Origin of the sequence: Hoylesella buccalis ATCC 35310, from assembly GCF_000177075.1 — a bacterium.
Classification (GTDB): Bacteria; Bacteroidota; Bacteroidia; order Bacteroidales; family Bacteroidaceae; genus Prevotella; species Prevotella buccalis.
The window spans coordinates 1-18,032 of the sequence record NZ_ADEG01000008.1; the positions used below are offsets into that span (position 1 = coordinate 1).

11 protein-coding genes are annotated in these 18,032 nt (G+C 46.2%); 3 read left to right on the top strand and 8 right to left on the bottom strand.

Annotated features, from left to right (window positions below):
- Window positions 1–283 (top strand): transposase (locus tag HMPREF0650_RS00400; protein WP_155813532.1); only part of this gene is annotated, 283 nt, incomplete at its 5' end.
- Between the two features lie 311 nt (window positions 284–594).
- On the opposite strand, the gene HMPREF0650_RS00405 is transcribed toward HMPREF0650_RS00400, so the two are convergent.
- The 8 genes from HMPREF0650_RS00405 to HMPREF0650_RS00435 all read right to left on the bottom strand — a co-directional run bounded on the left by HMPREF0650_RS00405 (window position 595) and on the right by HMPREF0650_RS00435 (window position 14,699).
- Window positions 595–2,805, bottom strand: a complete 2,211-nt coding sequence (locus HMPREF0650_RS00405) for a C10 family peptidase (RefSeq protein WP_004347439.1) — start codon at window positions 2,803–2,805, stop codon at window positions 595–597.
- A 153-nt stretch (window positions 2,806–2,958) separates the two neighbouring features.
- The gene (locus tag HMPREF0650_RS00410) at window positions 2,959–4,584 is read right to left on the bottom strand and encodes a thiol-activated cytolysin family protein (protein ID WP_004347440.1); all 1,626 of its coding nucleotides are present in this window, start codon (window positions 4,582–4,584) and stop codon (window positions 2,959–2,961) included.
- A gap of 219 nt (window positions 4,585–4,803) precedes the next feature.
- Window positions 4,804–4,932 carry a hypothetical protein gene (locus HMPREF0650_RS13625; RefSeq protein ID WP_281032218.1) on the bottom strand — a complete coding sequence of 43 codons (129 nt, stop codon included), beginning with the start codon at window positions 4,930–4,932 and terminating at the stop codon, window positions 4,804–4,806.
- A gap of 441 nt (window positions 4,933–5,373) precedes the next feature.
- Window positions 5,374–7,176 carry an alpha-amylase family glycosyl hydrolase gene (locus HMPREF0650_RS00415; protein ID WP_004347441.1) on the bottom strand — a complete coding sequence of 601 codons (1,803 nt, stop codon included), beginning with the start codon at window positions 7,174–7,176 and terminating at the stop codon, window positions 5,374–5,376.
- A 210-nt stretch (window positions 7,177–7,386) separates the two neighbouring features.
- On the bottom strand, window positions 7,387–8,772 hold the full coding sequence (locus HMPREF0650_RS00420; RefSeq protein ID WP_004347442.1) for an Outer membrane protein SusF domain-containing protein: 1,386 nt from the start codon (window positions 8,770–8,772) through the stop codon (window positions 7,387–7,389).
- 61 nt (window positions 8,773–8,833) lie between these two features.
- Entirely contained in the window at window positions 8,834–10,036 is a 1,203-nt protein-coding gene (locus tag HMPREF0650_RS00425; protein WP_004347443.1) for a SusE domain-containing protein, read from the bottom strand.
- Between the two features lie 18 nt (window positions 10,037–10,054).
- The gene (locus HMPREF0650_RS00430) at window positions 10,055–11,659 is read right to left on the bottom strand and encodes a RagB/SusD family nutrient uptake outer membrane protein (RefSeq protein WP_004347444.1); all 1,605 of its coding nucleotides are present in this window, start codon (window positions 11,657–11,659) and stop codon (window positions 10,055–10,057) included.
- A gap of 22 nt (window positions 11,660–11,681) precedes the next feature.
- On the bottom strand, window positions 11,682–14,699 hold the full coding sequence (locus HMPREF0650_RS00435; protein ID WP_004347445.1) for a SusC/RagA family TonB-linked outer membrane protein: 3,018 nt from the start codon (window positions 14,697–14,699) through the stop codon (window positions 11,682–11,684).
- Window positions 14,700–15,064: 365 nt separating this feature from the next.
- Between HMPREF0650_RS00435 and HMPREF0650_RS00440 the strand changes: the two genes are divergently transcribed.
- Together HMPREF0650_RS00440 and HMPREF0650_RS00445 are read left to right on the top strand one after the other, a co-directional pair.
- Window positions 15,065–16,066 (top strand): LacI family DNA-binding transcriptional regulator, encoded by a 1,002-nt coding sequence (locus HMPREF0650_RS00440; protein WP_374211119.1) that lies wholly within the window; start codon window positions 15,065–15,067, stop codon window positions 16,064–16,066.
- Between the two features lie 266 nt (window positions 16,067–16,332).
- A complete protein-coding gene (locus HMPREF0650_RS00445; protein ID WP_004347447.1) occupies window positions 16,333–17,649 on the top strand; it encodes an SLC45 family MFS transporter in 1,317 nt (438 codons plus the stop codon).
- Window positions 17,650–18,032: the final 383 nt, after the last annotated feature.

Below are 18,032 nucleotides of genomic sequence, written 5' to 3' on the forward strand. Positions count from 1 at the left end.
GGCAAACAAGGATGTACTTAAACGTATGAAGCTCAAGAGTCGTATCATGCACAAAGGTGTAAGGGGACGTAAGCTAACGGAAAGAGAGCAGCGTGTTAATGTAGCCATCAGCAAGATACGGTACAAAGTGGAACGTACCTTTGGCTCTATTCACAGATGGTTTCATGGTGGGATAGCCAGATATGTAGGTTTAGATAAGACTCACGCACAACACATCATGGAGGCTATTGCCTACAATTTATATCGAACTCCAGGGATAATTGTGTCTAATTCTCTCAAATAAGGGGAGAAAATGAGATGAAATAGAGCATATACAGCCTAAAAATCAAAAATATAGACCGCAGGTGAGCCAATAGTGCTCAAAAACAAGAATGAAAGAGAATGGGGTAAGGTTTTGCAGAGGTCTCAGTCTGCAAAATGAGCCATACGCAAAAAAAATCTCTGCGCACTTCGTATTGTTACATAACGAATGTGTGGAAGGAAGACTCATCTACTCGTGCCCCATACATGACAAAAGTCCGCGATACCTGTCATTGCTATCACGGACTTTTACGGATGGTTTTGCTAATCTGTCAGCAATGAAGGGCTTTAGGTTTAGCGCACTTGCAGCGTGTAATCCTCAACCTCCCCGTTATTAAATTCTCCACAAGGATCTTGATAACGGTCTGGGCTGGCAACAATTCGGATGCGATAGTTACCCTTTTGAATCGTAGTGGGTACGTAGATGTAGCCCGAGAACCCATAATAGGAGTAACGCTCAACCTTCTTCTCGTTTGGCGAGAACACTCCATCGTTGTCGAAATCGACATAGACACGCCAGTACATCTTGCTTCTGGAAGAAGATTTGAAGCCCGGGGTGAGCACATACTTAAAGGACTGGCCAAGGCTTGCGTAGGCAATATACGAGGTGAAGTCTGAGTATGCGCTTCCGCCAGACACCTTTGTCATGGTGCTAAGACTGACTTGGCTGATATAAGCTGATGAGGAGTTGGCAGCTTGAACAGTGCAGTAAGTCTTAGGGGTAGGCGTTGGGTCAGGGTCTGGATCAGGCGTGGGATCAGGCGTGGGATCAGGCGTGGGGTCTGGATCAGGGGCAGGATTTGGCTTGGGGTCAGGATCTGGCGCAGCTGGCTGCGTGATAACAGCAGTATAATCTTCAACCTCGCCATAAGTAAAGTGCTCGTCAGGTTTAGGATAACTTCCCCACTTGGCACTGACACGCACACGCGTCTCGCCATTCACTGCATCGGCGGGAACCTTGAACATGCGGTAGAAATAATTGTCGGAATTCATGTATTGAGCCAACACACGCTCGTTGTCTTCAAACTTCTTGTTGCCATTGAAGTCCACCCAAACACACCAGTACATGGGATAAATACCGTTAGGGAATCGCGGCATGAGCGTAACGTAGTTGCTGCTGCCAGCCTCAAGCTCAACCTTCTTGTTCTCGAAGAACGTGTAGGACGAGGCTCCACTGTAGTTTTGCATATCGCCGATGCTTACATAATAGATGTAGGTGGAGTTGGAATAGTCTGAATAGGAGGGTGCGTAGTTATCTGTCGGCGTTGGATCTGGCGTTGGGTCCGGTTCGTTTCCGTCGTTATAGCCCGGAGGTGCGAAGTTCACCACGATGGTTTGCCAGTAGTTGAAGCCGCCGGAGCCACCACCAATGCCCAGTCCGCTCGGGTCGAGTGCGTTGAGCAGGAAGTAACCATCAGAAAATCCGCCCCATCCCCAATTGATGTGGAAGTATCCGTTAGAGCTGTAACCATCGCAAACGAAGGAATGCCCACCACCGTTACCACTCCCGGCATATTGCACGGGTCTGCGGTTGTCAAGCTCGTTGCGCACGATGCTCTCCCACTGAGTAGTAGAATAGTCTGAGCGTTCCAAGCTGGTTACGGCATCAGGATAAGAATAGTAGGTCTTCAGCATCTGCGGAACATACTGCTGGTAAGTGCCGCTACCAGAGGGTGAGAAGCCCATGTCCAAGCCCACAGCCACACCGTAGCAAAGGCTTGCCACATCGTCATTGGGTCTACGGAGCACAGAATACGGCATATTCTTCCAATTCAAATCGTAGTTGTAATTGAAAGACAGCGTTCCATAGCTGGAGTTGTAAGAGTGATAGCCCTTGCCTCGAGCAGGATATTCGTAGTAACGCATGATTTGGGATGTTGCCGTAGCGACACAACCCACAGGACAATTATACGGGCAGTAAGCGTTGTAATAAGGAGCTTGGTTCCAATGAATGTTAGCTAACAACGGACTTACTGATGTCTGCGCATTCATCTCTTGGTTAGTTCCTGCGATGGCTGTCTGCCGCATTTGTTTGATGCGATTGTCTATCTTTACGTTCTCGTAGGCAAAGCGTATCTCTTTAGAATAGCCGTCAAGCAGCTCACGCATGTTCACAGGTATCTTGTCAGGATCGAACTTGCCATTGGTGGAATAACCCAGAATGGGATAAGTACCCTTAGAGGCAGAAACGACGATATAGCCATTATCGCCATAGTTGATAATGTAATAAGTGGAGCGTTGTGCGTTTGAAGCACGGGTGTGAGGTTTTCCGTCGGTATAAACTACCTTTAGTTCAGGTATGCCACCTGCCCTGGTCTTCACTTGAGCCACATCACTGTTTTGCTCAAGGAAGGAGCCTGCGATTTCCAAAGCCTCTTTTTCTTCCACGAAATTACTTTCGTTATTGCTTGTCATGATGGATTGAAGTTCGTCTGCCTGGCATCCAAAAAGAGTGAGCAAGCCAACGAAGAAGAATCCATACAATAATTTGAAGAAACGTTTCATCAGCGTATAGGTTTTAATGATGTGTTGAATATGATTATAATAAAGGTAATAGGAATTAGAGGAGAGTGCGAATTTTTATCTGATTCGTACTTTCCGTCTATAGTGTGTAATAGTCCTTGGCGAAGAAGTAGATTTCTCCGCCAAGAAAAAGGATTATTCTGTAGCGTAGCTTACATCAAAGACGATGGAGCCATGGTAGTCCACTGCTATCTTGCGGCGTGTTTGCATGCCAAACTGATAGTCTTTTGCATCGAAAATCAAGTCTTTCAACGTCTTGGTTATTGTCACCGTACCAAGATCATCACCCTTGGTAGTTCCTGCAGCGACTGTGTTACCCAGCGTAACTGTGATTTCCACCTTCTGATTGAGGAATGCTTCCATGTCCATACCGTTTCTATTCAGCGTAATTGTTGCGGTAGGTGCATCGATTTGGGTGTAAATGTTCGGACCATTCATCTTGTAAGCGTCTGAATAAGGAGCATTGAACAAGGATGTCGTTTGACCATTTGGCAAATTCATCGTTGCATTACCCCAAACGTAAAGATCGGGTTTGCTGGCAGCGGCAGCCTCCAATGCGGAAGGTGTGAGTTTGAAGGAAATACGGTTGCACTCGGGTACAAACACAGAAGAAATAATCGGGAATCGATCGGTAGTAAGCACCTGTGCCACAGAGTTGTCGTCTACATAGCGGAGCGTGTAAGAGATTGGTTCTGCTGTAGAAATAGGCATGGGCTCTGCGAGACTCTTGCGGAACCCTTCCCAACCACCGTCAGCGAGGCGTCCGTGTTGTTCAGCCTTGCCACCGATGCAAAGCAGGTGGAGCGCAGACTCATCGAGTACTTTCTTATATTGTGTCTGCAAGTTCAAACTAAGGTTGCCCCAGTTGGGAAGCAATAAGCCTATGGCGGCAGTCACCTCGTCATAGGTATAGTTACTTGAAACTAACATGTAGGCGATACGACCATAATACACGTCACTGACATAAACTGGAATAGTACCATCAAAATTCTTTGCTACCTCAGGTGCATTGGCAAGTATACATCCTGTTGGTGTATCCATTGAAACGCTATAAACTTTTTGGATGAACTTCAACAACACATGTGTCTTGTTGCGTTGCCATGAGTTGCTCAAGTCCCATGTAAGTTTTGCAGAGGTACCGATGGAGCCTGAAAGCTGTACAGAACCAGACCTATCGAGTGTCACCTGATGATACTCGTATTCGGTCATGGCACCTGCATCCTGTGCACCAAAAGAGAGCCAATCTTTGAGTACATCCTGATAAGAGCTCCAAGTTGGATCGTTAAGTGGTCTGGAACTCAAAGAGCCTGGATCTCTTGGCACAAGCGTGTTGGAGATGACGATAGGATTGAGCTTCTGTCCTTTAACTGGCTTGTACTCGCCACTTGTAACACTTCCACCAACAAACACATGTCCAGGATAGATGGATGTCTGTGCTGGATTGAAGATCATAAACTCGTTGTAAGCCGTACCTGACTGGTGATAGGTGGTGCGAGTGATTTTCACACCTGGAACACCATTAACGAAGTCATAAGAAGAAGTTTCGGTGCCGGGAGTTGGAGCGGGGGGAACATTCGGGGTTGGTGCACCACTACGCGCCATACCCACGCCAAGCGAGTAATTGGCAAATGAGAACGACTCATTAGGAACAGGGTTGGTCCCATCATCGACCAACGGATCCTCACTCGAACAAGCACAAAGAGCCAAGACGGCTACCATCGGAAGCCAGGTCTTGGGCGCATGCAGCTTAAAATTTTTCATAAAAGACTGATTTTAAATAATTTATTAATAAAAAAAACAATAAAGTCTTAAAAAAACAACAACAGTTTTCTTGTTTCTTTTCTGTTATATAGATTAGCAGTTGTTATCATTGTTTTACTTATCGTCAACTTTCATGCTTGCAAAGATTTAATCTTTGAGTTGACCAGCTGACCAAGAGAGGGCAGAATGTTCTGCAAATGTTCACCCGTTTTCATCTCATCAAGAGAAAATACGTTTCAGATTGTCAAGGGAGAAAGGCTCGAATTTCAGGTCCAGTTCTACTACGTTGGTGATTTTCATCAGCAAGAAAGAGAACGCTCCCATATTGCACCAGGCCACGTTGTCCATGTAAGGGCTGTGGGAATTGATAATTCATAGTTCATTTCTTTATTATCTTGCCTTGAGTCCAAAATGCAACTAAGATTATAATCCTCCAGCAAAAATAATGAAAATCTATAAAACCGTAAAAATTATAACAACTTTTTTTTAAAGAAAAAAATAAAAATAACTATTAATTTAAACAAAAAAAACCGCAAAAGCCACTTAATCTTAGATTATATCATTAAAAAAGGCATTTGATATTTCAGGTGAATGAGCGCAAAATTAAATAGGAGGCATTTCTTTGTAATCGTCTGGCTGGCCTCGTCTTGATGTGACATGCCATTTTCGCAGTAAAGTCAACACCTAAAAATGGAACGCGATAGTCGGCCTGCTTCGGATGGCTAACAATGAACAATGCCCCCTGGAATGTTTTCTTACATTCCAGGGGGCATTGCTTTGGTTAGTGCTTTATCGAACGAACAGCTTGCGGTGGTTCACCACATACACGCCTTTTTGCAGTCCTTGCAGACTCTTGTCCTCGCTCACTTGCGAGCGAACAAGGCGTCCATCCAGTGCGTATACGTTCACCTTGCGCTGGCCTGTCTGTGCTGATGGCACCTTGTTGATACCGGTCACCACACCCAAGTTTACACCTGTGGGATTGTAGTAGGCTCCATTTTCAAACTTCAAGTCGCTGGTTTGTCTGCCACCCGAAGTATTGAAGATGATGCCAGTTGGAACTTGTCCTTCGGCAGAGCCATTGGTGAAGGTGCCGTTCCATGACCACTTCCACACCTCGTTACCAGTGTCAGTCACACCTACCTTGGTGCATGCCACGCCAGGCCATGTGCCACCCGTAAAGTTGCCAGCAGCGTTCCATGCCCAACACTTGATGTCGGAGTTCCAATCTTTTGGCTTTTCAAAGAAAGCACAGGTCTCACCATCGTTCACCACACAAAACGAAGGAGCATGGAATGTAGCTTGCTCTTCCTTGATGCTTGTTACCTCATCAATGTTGACGGCATTGCTAACATACATTTTATAGTTGTCGCCCGACGTAGCCAACTTCATTCCTTGCGTATTAGCGTCTGTCGTTTTTCCCAATATCAACAACAAATCACCTTGGCTACCTTTTACTTTCAGCACGAAGCCATCGTGCTTGGCATCGGCTTGCACGATGTCGCTGGTGTTGCTTATGCCCACTGCACGGCGGGTAGCAATCATCCGCTTAATAGCAGTTTTGTATTGAAGCCAATGTGGCAAGAACACACAAGGGGTGCCCGGCATGGCGAGGATATAGGCATTGGCAGCCTCGATGTTGGCAAACAACGGATTGCTGCCTTGCCCATCAGTGCGACCTGTATCATGATTGTCGACAAACGTTACGGCATATTGCTTGTAATATGAATCGCTGGCCAGACACTCGCTGTTGAGTTTTGACCAGTCGCCATTAGAACTAAAGGCATCATAAATACGATACTTCAAGTCGAAATCGAAGGCGGCAGAGGTAGGAATACCCTCTACCTTGGTGCCGTTAATCCAGTTCTTGATGTTGGCTGTGTTGTCCCAATACTCACCAACCGAGTACACGGGTTTGGCAGAAGTGTTGTACATGCCAATATATTTGGCTGCGAATCCCTTGACCATATCGTAACGGAAACCAGTGTAACCCAAATCATTCAACAGGAAATCAAGATATGCCTTGATATTCTTTTGGGCATTTGTGGAGGTATGGTCGATGTCGCGCGCGCCCTTGAAGTCGTCGCCCGTATCGCTGTTGCCTGTCAACACATAGCCATTTCGCTCTGTTTCTCCTTGATCATCGCCTTTGCAAATATCGGCAAGCGACCATGTGAAGGTTTGCCCATTCCACGTTTCCGTGGGGAAATCACACCAGTTGGTGTTGCCGTTGCGGTGATTGATAACCACATCTTCGATGATGCCCGTGCCTTTTTCCTTGAAGGTCTTGATCATCTTGCGCAGTTCAGCTTCGCTACCAAATGCGCTATCGTGCCTGAACCACCATATAGGCGCATAGCCCATTTGGTTTTTCAGCGTGTTGCAATTGCCCGACTGTGGCACCCAAATGAGTGAGAAGTACTTGGACAGCTCGTCTGCCTGACCCTCTAAATGGCTCCATTGTGTGTCTTGATAACTGTCCCAATAAAAGCCTTGCAGCATCACGCCCTTGTAATCCTTGGGCCAACCTTGCGCGAAAAGAGGCGCAGGAATAGTTAAGAATAAGAATAAAAAGGTTTTAAATAGTTTCATAGTGTTAGTTGATTTTGTTGATATACAGCTTAATTACAAATCACTTTGTGCAGTTCAAAAAAAACACGATAGATTCACACCTTGAATCCTCCTGCAAGAAATTGCAACCTAATGTCAGTCACAGGTGACTAAACGAAAAGGCCGTCTCCATTACGGAGACTTGCCTTTCCTACTTGATTATATTACTCACTAAATATAACTCTCGTATGGTTATTGATATTTACCAGTTCCCTTTGAGAAATTTAGATAAGCTTTCTGACCCGCTTTAACATTCACTCGTGTTTGGTCTCCGCCCTTGCCACGGTAATCGATCTTTCCTTTTGCGGTGACAATGAACTCAGATTGCCACCAGTCATGTCCAGGAACACTGACGCACATACGTACTTCGTCTGCCTTTGCAAAAGCCTTTGAAACAAACACACCGTCCTCCGTGGTAGGCTCCGTGAAGAGATTTACATCCTCAATGCCCCACGAACCAACTGTATTCCCAATGAGGTACACTTTTGGCTTACTGATGGTGACGCTTCTGGAAGCACCGTTTGTTACGGTCAGTTGATACCATCCAGCATTGGCAATGGTAATGTTACCGTCAGTATCACTGACACCTGCATTGGCCTCTTCATGAATGGTTGCCTGCATACCGAAGTCGTTACCCCAATCTGCTTGCGGTGCAAACTTGAATTGTTCGCCAGCATGGAGATAAACGATAGTCCAGAACAAATCAGTAGTACCGTAGACAGGAACTAACTGTTTCCATGTTTTTCCCCAATCGTAATGGTTGCCTGTGAGGTAAAGCTCTGGATCGCTCATCGGGGTTACCTTGAATGTGAGATCAAGCATGTTGAACTCCAGCTTGTAATATTTGGCATTTTCAACTGCCTCAACTTTCAGATTCCCTCCAGCGTTGCCACCTGCAATCTTTCCTTCTGCTTCATCTTTTGATGCCGTGTAACATTTATCCCAAGAACCGATGCCCGAAACAGGATTCAACTTAAATTCTACACCATTACCTACTTGCGCAGCTGTCAGGGTAATGGTAAAGACCGGATCTTTATAGACATCAGCTCCGCTGTTTTCTACGGGGAAATCTTTATTGTTATTATCCCATCCATTGATGCCACCTACAAGGTAGTAAGTATTCTCGATAACGGGTGCTTCGGGTGTGATAATAGCCTTAGTGCTGGCTTGGTTTTTGATGCTTTGCCCCTCAATAATGGTGTATGCCGTAACATCCAAATCAATGGTTCGCGCCACTGGACGATGTCCAAAAAGCTGAAGTACCGCTTCTTCCAATTCTGCGGATTTAACCTTTCCCAGCGCATCGGCCTTCAAAGCTTTAGAATCAGACTTGTCTGTATTGTACAGCACAACGGTATAAGTGTTCACACTGCCCTCAGCAGCTTTGACAACGGGTGTGAAAAGTTGCACAGAGTCGGTCGTCAACTTGGCAAAATCAATGGCCTCGGCAGGTTGAATGGTCAAACTTACTGTCGCTGGGTCTTCATGATTTGACTGTGGATTGGCCCAATCTGTATAATCGTTGGAGCAACTCGCCATCAGCAAGAGGAGCCCCATTGTATAGAATAGCTTTTTCATTTTATATCTTTTTGAAGTGGCTGGGAGGCTCAAAAGAGCCTCCTTTCTGCCACGAATTCATTTACTGGGCGACAAACTGGTATGAACCGAGAATGTCGTTAAAATAAACTTTATAGGTTCCCTTTTTGTAGCGAATGTTCTTTCCGCCACCTGTGCCTGTACCCAAGGGGAAATCTTCAGCGCCCCAATTCACATCCCAAGAACCATTGGTGAACTTTACACCTTCGTCATTGCTGATGTTTGCATCGGCATCAAAGTTTACAGTAGTGGTCCAGTCGTGATTTTCTCCACCAGTAGTGACTTTTGTCAAAGCATTCTTCTCTGGTTTCCATCCCTGGTAGGTTCCAGGAAGAGTGATGGTAGGATAGGTCGTTACAGCAGCTGTGTACGGCTCCATTTTTGCCGTATGTTCAGTGGTGTTGACCGTAATTTTATAATAACCCGCATCTTTTACCTTGATATTGCCAGGATCATCACCTCCATTGCGATAAACAAGGTGTCCGTCTTTATCACCGCACATACCGTAATCCCAACTACCAGGCTTCTCTATAATTTTGAACTCGCCACCAGCGGGGAAATAGCCCACATACTGAATAAGACCACCTCCTGTAACTTTGTCATAGCTTTCGCCTGCAATGGTATACATAGGAATCATGGAAACACCTATCGCATCTGAGCCATTAGACCATTTTCCGTCAGCAATGCAACCACCGATGAGATACCAAATCTGTGGCGCGGCATCCTTCAGTTCGACATAATAAGGACTAACGTTGATTTTTACCGTGTTTGAATAAATCCGAGAAACTGTCTTCAATACAGCTTTAGCACGCACATACACGGTTTGTGTAGCAGGAACAGCTCCGTCAGCCCATTTGGCTATTTGCTGAAAAGCCTTAGCCAGTTCTGTCGCATTGACATCCGCACTACATACATTGTACACGGTTGTCAGTTCTTTATAGTTAGCCTTAGTAGCCCCACTCTTATCAGCTTGCTCTTGAACATAGGACGTTGTGAAGTTACCATCAAGCGACACTTGTAACTGGTAGTCCACCTTAGCAGGAAAACCATAATCAGGTTGTGACCAGGTAAAGTGCAACGTTTCTGATGATGCCATATCGATGGTAGATGTGGCATAAGTCGGTGTGTTCAACATGAATGTGGCTGGTTCTTGTACCACAGGGTTCGAGCCGCGGTCGTCATCGCAGGCCGTCAACAAACCCGCAGTGCAACACAACAGCAATATTGATTTTAAAATTGTTTTCATATCTGTTTTCGTTGAATGTTAATAACCTGTGTTTTGTTTCAAATTCTCATTCACAGAAAGATCGCTGTACGGCAACGGGAAGATGTTTCGCTGTGCATTGAAATTGCGTCCGTTGGCAGCACCGCCCTTCCATGACCATACATAATCGCTGTTACCTCCGAATTTGCCGTAGCGTATCAAGTCTACACGTCGCTGACCCTCGAAATAAAACTCTCTGCTCCGCTCGTCCAGAATATCATTGATGCTATATCCGGCTTTGGTAGAAGCATGCGAACGTTGACGAAGTTCGTTCAACAAGGCCACTCCTTCAGCTGTTGCTACATTATTGTTCAGGCGAGCTGTTGCCTCTGCATAGGTGAGATAAGCTTCAGCTGTACGGAAAAAGAAGAAATCGGTATCAGCAAATCCTGTATTCGTAGCAGCTGCACCGTCACTCTTCACATTGGTGAATTTCATGACAGAATAGCCCTTTTTGAAATCAACGATATCTTTTACGGATTCAATCTCAAGGGTACGATTTTTTCCCCAGAAAATGGCTCGGTCGTCACCTGCCTGCTTAATCATAACCGCAGGTTCAGCCTGTGGTGCATTTCCACTTGGGAAAAACTTTGAAACAAGTTCCTTTCTAGCACGGTTACCACTCCATGTGCCAGTGGTTCCATTGCTTGGCATGTCGCTCGTATAAGAGGACGCCATCATGAATGTCGTACATCCGTAAGCGGCAGTCTTGTCTCCTTGCTGTAGAATGGGGAAAATTGCTTCGACAGATGAACCATTTTCACCATTATCACCCATGAACATCAACTGGTAAGCGCTGTATCCTCCTTTGGCTGTCTTACTTAACTGATAGGGAGAGTCAATGACCTTCTTGGCGTATTCAGCAGCCTTAGTCCATTGTGGTGTACCTGTATAGATCTGTGCATTGAGGTACAATCTGGACAGAAGCATCCATGCTGCCGCTTTGTCAATACGCCCATAACCTGCGTCTTTCGATGTCTTTGGTTTAGCATCCGACAAATTTGGTTCTATTTCCAACAACTCTTTCTCGAGCCACTGATACACTTCAGCTTGTGTTTTCTGTGTGGGTTTCTCTGGTGTGATGGCCGTTGGCAAAGGTATGTTCCCAAAGGCGTCCATCGCCAAGTAAAACTGCAGGGCACGCAAGAACCGTATCTCAGCTGTCTGTGTGGCATTCACATCACTCGCAACCCCCAAGTATTGGTTACAAATCGAGATGCCATAATACAGACGATTATAATAGATGCTGAGCATCATGTTGCTGGCATCTTGTTCGTTGGTGTTGAGTGTTGTCACTCCAGGGTCGGACCAAGCACAGATAGCTTCATCGGTTGTCAGTTCGTTGGCATTGAACATCTGACGCACCAACCCTGCTGTTCCTCCATCATCTGCTGCGATATTGGCTTTTCCAGGACCTTCAATGCCTTCCAAGCCAAAATTGGCATAGCACATATTGAACAGCGCAGTTGGATCGAGCTTTGTGTTCTTATTCGGATCGATGGGTGTGACATCCAGGTCACCCACACAAGATCCCATTCCCATTGTCAGCAACAAGACTGCCACGGGAAAAATCTTTTTTGTATATTTGATGATATATCTTTTCATGACGTACTATCTTTATGAATGATTAGAAATTCAAATTGAGACCAAAAATGAATGAAATAGGGCGTGGATACAGCTCATAATCAATACCGCTGAATACCTCTGGATCTAGTCCTTCATATTTGGTGACCGTAAAGACATTGGAAACCGTTCCATACAAACGACCACTCAGCCCTCGTCCATTTCCACTCTTGAGGAGATTAGCGAAGCTATAGCCCAAGGTAATGTTATCCATCTTCAGGAACGAAGCATTGTGGATAAAGTAATCACTTTGCATCCACTCGCTTGACTGCCAGTTCATTTTGACGGCAGCTTTAGGTCTTTGTTCCAAGAAAGATGATGGTGCCCACAGCTGACTCATATTGCTTCGACTGGCCAACACGTCATTATAAACATAATTACCGATATTCGCACGCAGGGAGAAGCCCAAGTCCCAGTTCTTGTATTCCAAGCGAGAAGCCAGCCCCATAGTCACGGGTGCAGCACCTTGTTTATAGAAATAGCGATCATCGTCCGTGATGGATCCGTCACCATTACGGTCTACCACCACGCCTTCGATGGCATTTCCGTCTTTATCGTATGCTTGTTGATAAGCCCAGAAAGCAGAGGATGGGTGACCTACGGCGAAAGCTTGAATCTTCTTTCCCGTACCAGCATGCAATCCATTACCACTTTCTATCGGTTTTGTATTGGCACCCGTCAGCGCTGTAATGGTATTATTATTGTAGGTAAAGTTATAGTCTATAGTCCAATACCAATCGTTTGATTGTATCGCCTTCCAACTGACTGAAGCCTCAACACCAGTATTTTTCAACGAACCAATATTGGTCATCACTCTGTTGTCGAAGTTAGTTCCAGCAGCAGCGGGTGCAGAGTTCAACAAGTCTGTCGTCTTACGGTAGTACCAATCTACACTACCAGTCAAACGTTGGTTGAAGAGTCCCCAATCAAGACCGATGTTATAAGTAGTCGTTGTTTCCCATTTCAAGTTTTCATCGTAAGCCTGAGGTGTATACAGATTGCCGTTTCCAAGCAGAGGATAGAACGACTGTGTACCTGTATTCATTTTATAGATGGCAAAATAGTTATAATCACCGATGCCTTCCTGCTGACCTGTCATACCCCAACCTAAACGCAGCTTCAGGTCAGACAGCCATTTGATATTGCGGAACTTGTTCTCATCATTGATTTTCCATGCGAATGCAAAAGATGGGAACCATGCCCAATGCTGTTTGAAACGTGACGCACCATCGGCACGAACCGTTGCCGTGAGATAGTATCTATTCATCAATGTATAGTTGGAACGACCGAAGAAAGAAACTAAATAGTTCTCTGTTTCTGTAAAGAACGGTGTATGGTCAGTTTCCTCACCAGGTTTAATCGTACTCGTTTTCTGATAGTATCCAGTATAATCATTCTTTTCATTATGCCAGAAGTGCTGCCACTCATAACCTGCCATCACATCAAAGTGATGATTCACGTCAAAGTCTTTGAAATACTGCCCGTAAGCACTGAGTGACAAGTTGCGTTTCAACTTCTCCTCAGCGCCATAGCTTCCATAATAGAAAGCCTCAAGAGCGGTAGGGCCGACATTCTTAGTTTGTCGTCCTTTTGAGATGTCCGCACCCAGGGTGGCGTGCAAACGAAGGTCTTCAAAACCATGAACCTTATAGTCAATGTCAGCACTTCCCACAAACGATCGGCTGTAAGCATTCTCATGATGCAAGTCAAGAGCTGCCACAGGGTTTCCTGGAGCCAAGTTATTGTAAGTTGTCTTGTAGGTGGGGTCAATATCAGTTACTCCTCCTTTGCTTTTCCATTGGAAATACCCACCGTAATGCGCTGCATCTTCTCCATTGTCATAAATGCTCTGCGTTGGATCAAAACGGAAAGCATCACTAATGGCTGCATAATTGGCATACTGCGTCTCTGCATACATCCCTTTCGCATTCAAGTTCAATGTCAAATGGTCTTGGAAGAATGATGGGTTCAAGTTTACCGCAGCTGTAGCACGATAAAAGTCCGTTGTCTTCAAGATACCCTGCTGTCCAGTATATCCTACCGACACACGATAGGGTAATCCTTTCACGGCTCCCTGTACAGCCACATTATGGTCGTGACTGATGGCAGTGCGATAGATTTCCTTCTGCCAATCAGTGTTGGAGGTGCCAAGGGCTTTTGCGGCATCGCTATCTTTACCATAGTGATTGATAATAAAGCTGCGATATTCGTCGGCATTCATCAATTCGAGCGAGCCATTCTTCTGACTTACCGTTACGTTACCGTTGTAACTAACCTGAACTGGCATGCCTTTCCGTCCCTTCTTGGTTGTGATGATGATGACACCATTCGAACCACGACTACCATAGATGGCGGTTGCGGAAGCATCTTTCAGCACGTTGAACGACTCAATATCCTGCGGATTGACCATCGAAAGCGGATTGGAAAGCCCCTGTACGCCATTATTGTCCATGGCGATACCGTCAATGACAATCAATGGATTATTACTGGCATTCAGTGAAGAACCACCGCGTACTCGAATGTTAGCTCCGCTACCCGGTGCACCACCGTCACTGGTGATATTGACACCAGCCACCTTTCCTGCTAACATGTCCTGAGGTGTCACCACCAAACCCTTATTTTTGCTGTCGGGTTTCAAGGCTGTTACGGAACCTGTAAGATCGCTTTTCTTCACCATACCGTAACCGATAACAACTACTTCGTTCAACGACTGCCCGCCTGCTTCTTTCAACGTGATGACCACATCCGCGGCTGCGGCAACTTCGGCCTTTTCGTAACCGATGTAATTCACCGTAATCATCGCACCAGCATTGGCTTTGAGCACGAAGTTTCCATCAATATCAGTAACCACGCCTCCATCTTGTCCTGAGACTCTAACGGTGGCGCCGATAATGGGTTCGCCGGTTTCATCCTTCACATGGCCTTTCACGGCAATTTGTTGCGCGAAGGCACTGACTGATAATACCAACACACATAACAGCGTTAGCATTCTCAGCGGCAATGTAAAATTTACCTGCTTCATCTTTCTTGTTTTTAGTTAATGTAAATATAATAAATTTAGTGTATCGCTTAGGTCGTGTTCCCTGATGTTCATGGCCTGTCGTGACTCATGCGTTTGTGCCTTCCATATTAAGGCCAGGGAAATGCTATGAGGAGGCTTGATTGTTTCTCTTGTATGTCTGGTTAGTAGCTCCTCTCTGCGTGCAAAGTTAGTATTGTTTAACCTTTGACATACGATTTTGTCTGTAAATTCGTTGTTTTAACAGTGCAAACGTTTGCATGAAAGATTTGGTTAGAAATCAATGACTTGCTTTCCTGCATTCTCAGGTTTTGCATACATTTGTATCACTAATAACAACCTAAATGGATATTTTGTCACCGCTCACAATGAAAGACATTGCAAAAGAACTGGGTGTTTCTATTGCAACGGTCTCGCGTGCATTGAAAGACAACCCGAGCATCAGCAAAGAACAACGGGAAAAGATACAGGCTTACGCGCGCGAACATAATTTCTATCCCAACGTCATCGCCGAGTCGCTGCGCAACAGCAAGGTGAAACCGCTGAGAGTCATTGGCGTCATCGTCCCCCAACTGTCACATTTCTACTTCTCCAGCATCCTCTCCGGCATCGAAGAGGAAGCCAGTGCCCGCGGCTACCGCATCATGGTGGCGCAGAGCAACGAGAAGTACGACCGCGAGGTGCGCATCTGCCAGGATTATTTTGAGAACAAGGTGTGCGGCGTCATCGTCTCACAGGCCAAAGACACCATACGCTACGAACATTTCCAGAAACTGATAAACCACGGCATGCCACTTGTGTTTTACGACCGTATTTGCACGGGCGTGGAATGTAGTAGAGTGGTGGTAGATGACTATATGGGTGCCTTCAACGCGGTCACGCACCTCATACAGACCGGCTGCCGGCGCATTGCTTACTACGGCACACTGATGACCATGGAGATTTCCAAGAATCGTTACAACGGATACCGCGATGCCATTACCAAGTACGGACTGAAGGCTGACGACCGTTTTTTTCGAATCTGCGACAATCGCGCCGACGCAGAGCTAATCACCCCCGAGCTGCTGAGTCAGGAGGAAGCCCCCGATGCTTTCTTCGCTGTGAACGATGATACGGCCGTGGGCATCCTCTACGCTGCCAAGCGCATGGGGTATCGGGTACCCGAGGATATCTCTATCTGTGGCTTTACCAATGGTGACCGTGCCAAGGCCTGCGACCCTATGCTCACCACCGTAGAGCAGCGTGGCGTGCGGGTAGGCGAAGAAGCAGCTAACATCCTCATTTCCCGTGTGGAGGGTTTCATCCCACCCGACAAGATTGAAAAGAGAATCGTGAGAACAAAACTTATTATTAGGGGAACAACGAGGTAATATATAGTTTTAGTTGACGAGTTGACAAGTTGACGAGTTAACAAGGCAAAAGAGTGTATAGTTGACAAGTTGACGAGTAAACAAGTTGAAAAGTTAATGCTTAACAAAAGCGATTCGCAACAACACATTACTTGATAAGTTGTCAACTAAAAAACTATCAACTCGTAAACTATTAACTCGTAAACTCGTAAACTAATTACTTGTAAACTTAAAAAACTATCAACTCGTAAACTCGTAAACTAACAACTCGTAAACTAAAAAACTATATGAATGAATTAAAAAAGAAGCCCGACATGAGCTTCTGGAATCTTTGGAATTTAAGTTTCGGATTTTTCGGTGTACAGATTGCGTACGCTTTGCAGAGTGCAAACATCTCACGTATCTTCGCCACACTGGGCGCAGACCCACACAACTTGAGTTATTTCTGGATTCTGCCACCCTTGATGGGCATTGTGGTGCAGCCCATTATCGGTACACTTTCAGATCGAACATGGACACGCTACGGGCGCCGTATACCCTACTTGTTCATCGGAGCGGCGCTGGCTGTACTGGTCATGTGCCTGCTACCCCACTCCGGCTCGTTTGGCATGACGGCATCGGTAGCCATGATTTTCGGACTTGTCATGCTCATGTTCCTCGACACCTCTATCAACATGGCGATGCAACCCTTTAAGATGCTCGTGGGTGATATGGTGAATGAAAAACAGAAAGCCAAGGCCTACTCCATCCAGAGCTTGCTGTGCAATGCAGGTTCGTTAGTGGGTTACCTGTTTCCATTCTTCTTCGCACTGTTGGGCATCGCCAACACGGCACCCAAGGGTGTCATCCCCGACTCGGTGATCTACAGCTTTATCGTGGGTGCGGGCATCCTCATTCTCTGCGTCAACTACACCATTTCCAAGGTACGGGAGTGGCCACCGCAGGAGTACGAGCAGTACAACGGCAGTCTGAAGTCTGATACGGAGAAGAAAGAAAACTGGATTAGTCTACTCAAGCATGCACCCTCCACTTTCTGGAAGGTAGGCATCGTGCAGTTCTTCAGTTGGATAGCCTTCATGTACATGTGGACCTATACGCACGGCACCGTAGCCGCCAACGTTTGGGGCACCACCGACATGGCCAGCGAGGGAGCACAAGAGGCCGGCAACTGGGTGGGCGTATTGTTCGCCGTGCAGGCCATCGGCTCTGTGCTATGGGCACCGCTGCTCCCCAAACTCGGTAGTAGGAAGACCGCATACGCCCTCAGTCTGGCATTGGGTGCCATAGGTTTTGCAGCCTGTACCGTGGTGCACGACCAATATTTACTGTTCATTCCGTTCCTCCTCATAGGCTGTGCGTGGGCCGCCATCCTGGCCATGCCATTCACCTTTGTCACCAATGCCTTGCAAGGTTATGGCCACATGGGTGCTTACCTCGGCTTGTTCAATGGCACCATCTGCATTCCGCAAATCGTGGCTGCGTTAATAGGAGGCACACTCCTCAGTCTTGTAGGCTCGGTACAGAGCCACATGATGTTCGTTGCGGGCATCTCACTGTTACTGGGTGCCGCCGCCGTATCGCTCATCAAGGATGTCAAGGCCTGACATTGGTTAGGAAGTGATTATTGCAGAATTAGCTGTTGGCAGTTAACGCTCGACCACAGTGGGCGCAACCGCCTTCGAGAACAAATTGTTGCAGCAAGTTTGCATCCTCTCCAAGGAATGTTATTTTTCTCCTTAAACACGGGTGTCAAACGCCACAATACGGAGGTGTAAAAGTGTCAAAAATATTGACATGCACCCTCAATACTCGCGTATTTGCAAGCAACCAGTAGGTTGGCGGCAAATACGCGAATTTTGTATATCGCTCATTATCAAGATATTGTATATGACGAGCATTTTCTGTCGGCAACAAACTCCATGCTATTGACTGGCAAAAGCATTGGGTTTGCACGGTCATCACTATCACTTTTCTCGTCAAAAACATT

Coding starts and splice junctions, on each gene's coding strand:
- HMPREF0650_RS00425 (WP_004347443.1), bottom strand. CDS start 10,036: ATGAAAACAATTTTAAAATCAATATTGCTGTTGTGTTGCACTGCGGGT.
- HMPREF0650_RS00410 (WP_004347440.1), bottom strand. CDS start 4,584: ATGAAAAATTTTAAGCTGCATGCGCCCAAGACCTGGCTTCCGATGGTA.
- HMPREF0650_RS00440 (WP_374211119.1), top strand. CDS start 15,065: ATGAAAGACATTGCAAAAGAACTGGGTGTTTCTATTGCAACGGTCTCG.
- HMPREF0650_RS00445 (WP_004347447.1), top strand. CDS start 16,333: ATGAATGAATTAAAAAAGAAGCCCGACATGAGCTTCTGGAATCTTTGG.
- HMPREF0650_RS00415 (WP_004347441.1), bottom strand. CDS start 7,176: ATGAAACTATTTAAAACCTTTTTATTCTTATTCTTAACTATTCCTGCG.
- HMPREF0650_RS00405 (WP_004347439.1), bottom strand. CDS start 2,805: ATGAAACGTTTCTTCAAATTATTGTATGGATTCTTCTTCGTTGGCTTG.
- HMPREF0650_RS13625 (WP_281032218.1), bottom strand. CDS start 4,932: ATGGACAACGTGGCCTGGTGCAATATGGGAGCGTTCTCTTTCTTGCTG.
- HMPREF0650_RS00430 (WP_004347444.1), bottom strand. CDS start 11,659: ATGAAAAGATATATCATCAAATATACAAAAAAGATTTTTCCCGTGGCA.
- HMPREF0650_RS00435 (WP_004347445.1), bottom strand. CDS start 14,699: ATGAAGCAGGTAAATTTTACATTGCCGCTGAGAATGCTAACGCTGTTA.
- HMPREF0650_RS00420 (WP_004347442.1), bottom strand. CDS start 8,772: ATGAAAAAGCTATTCTATACAATGGGGCTCCTCTTGCTGATGGCGAGT.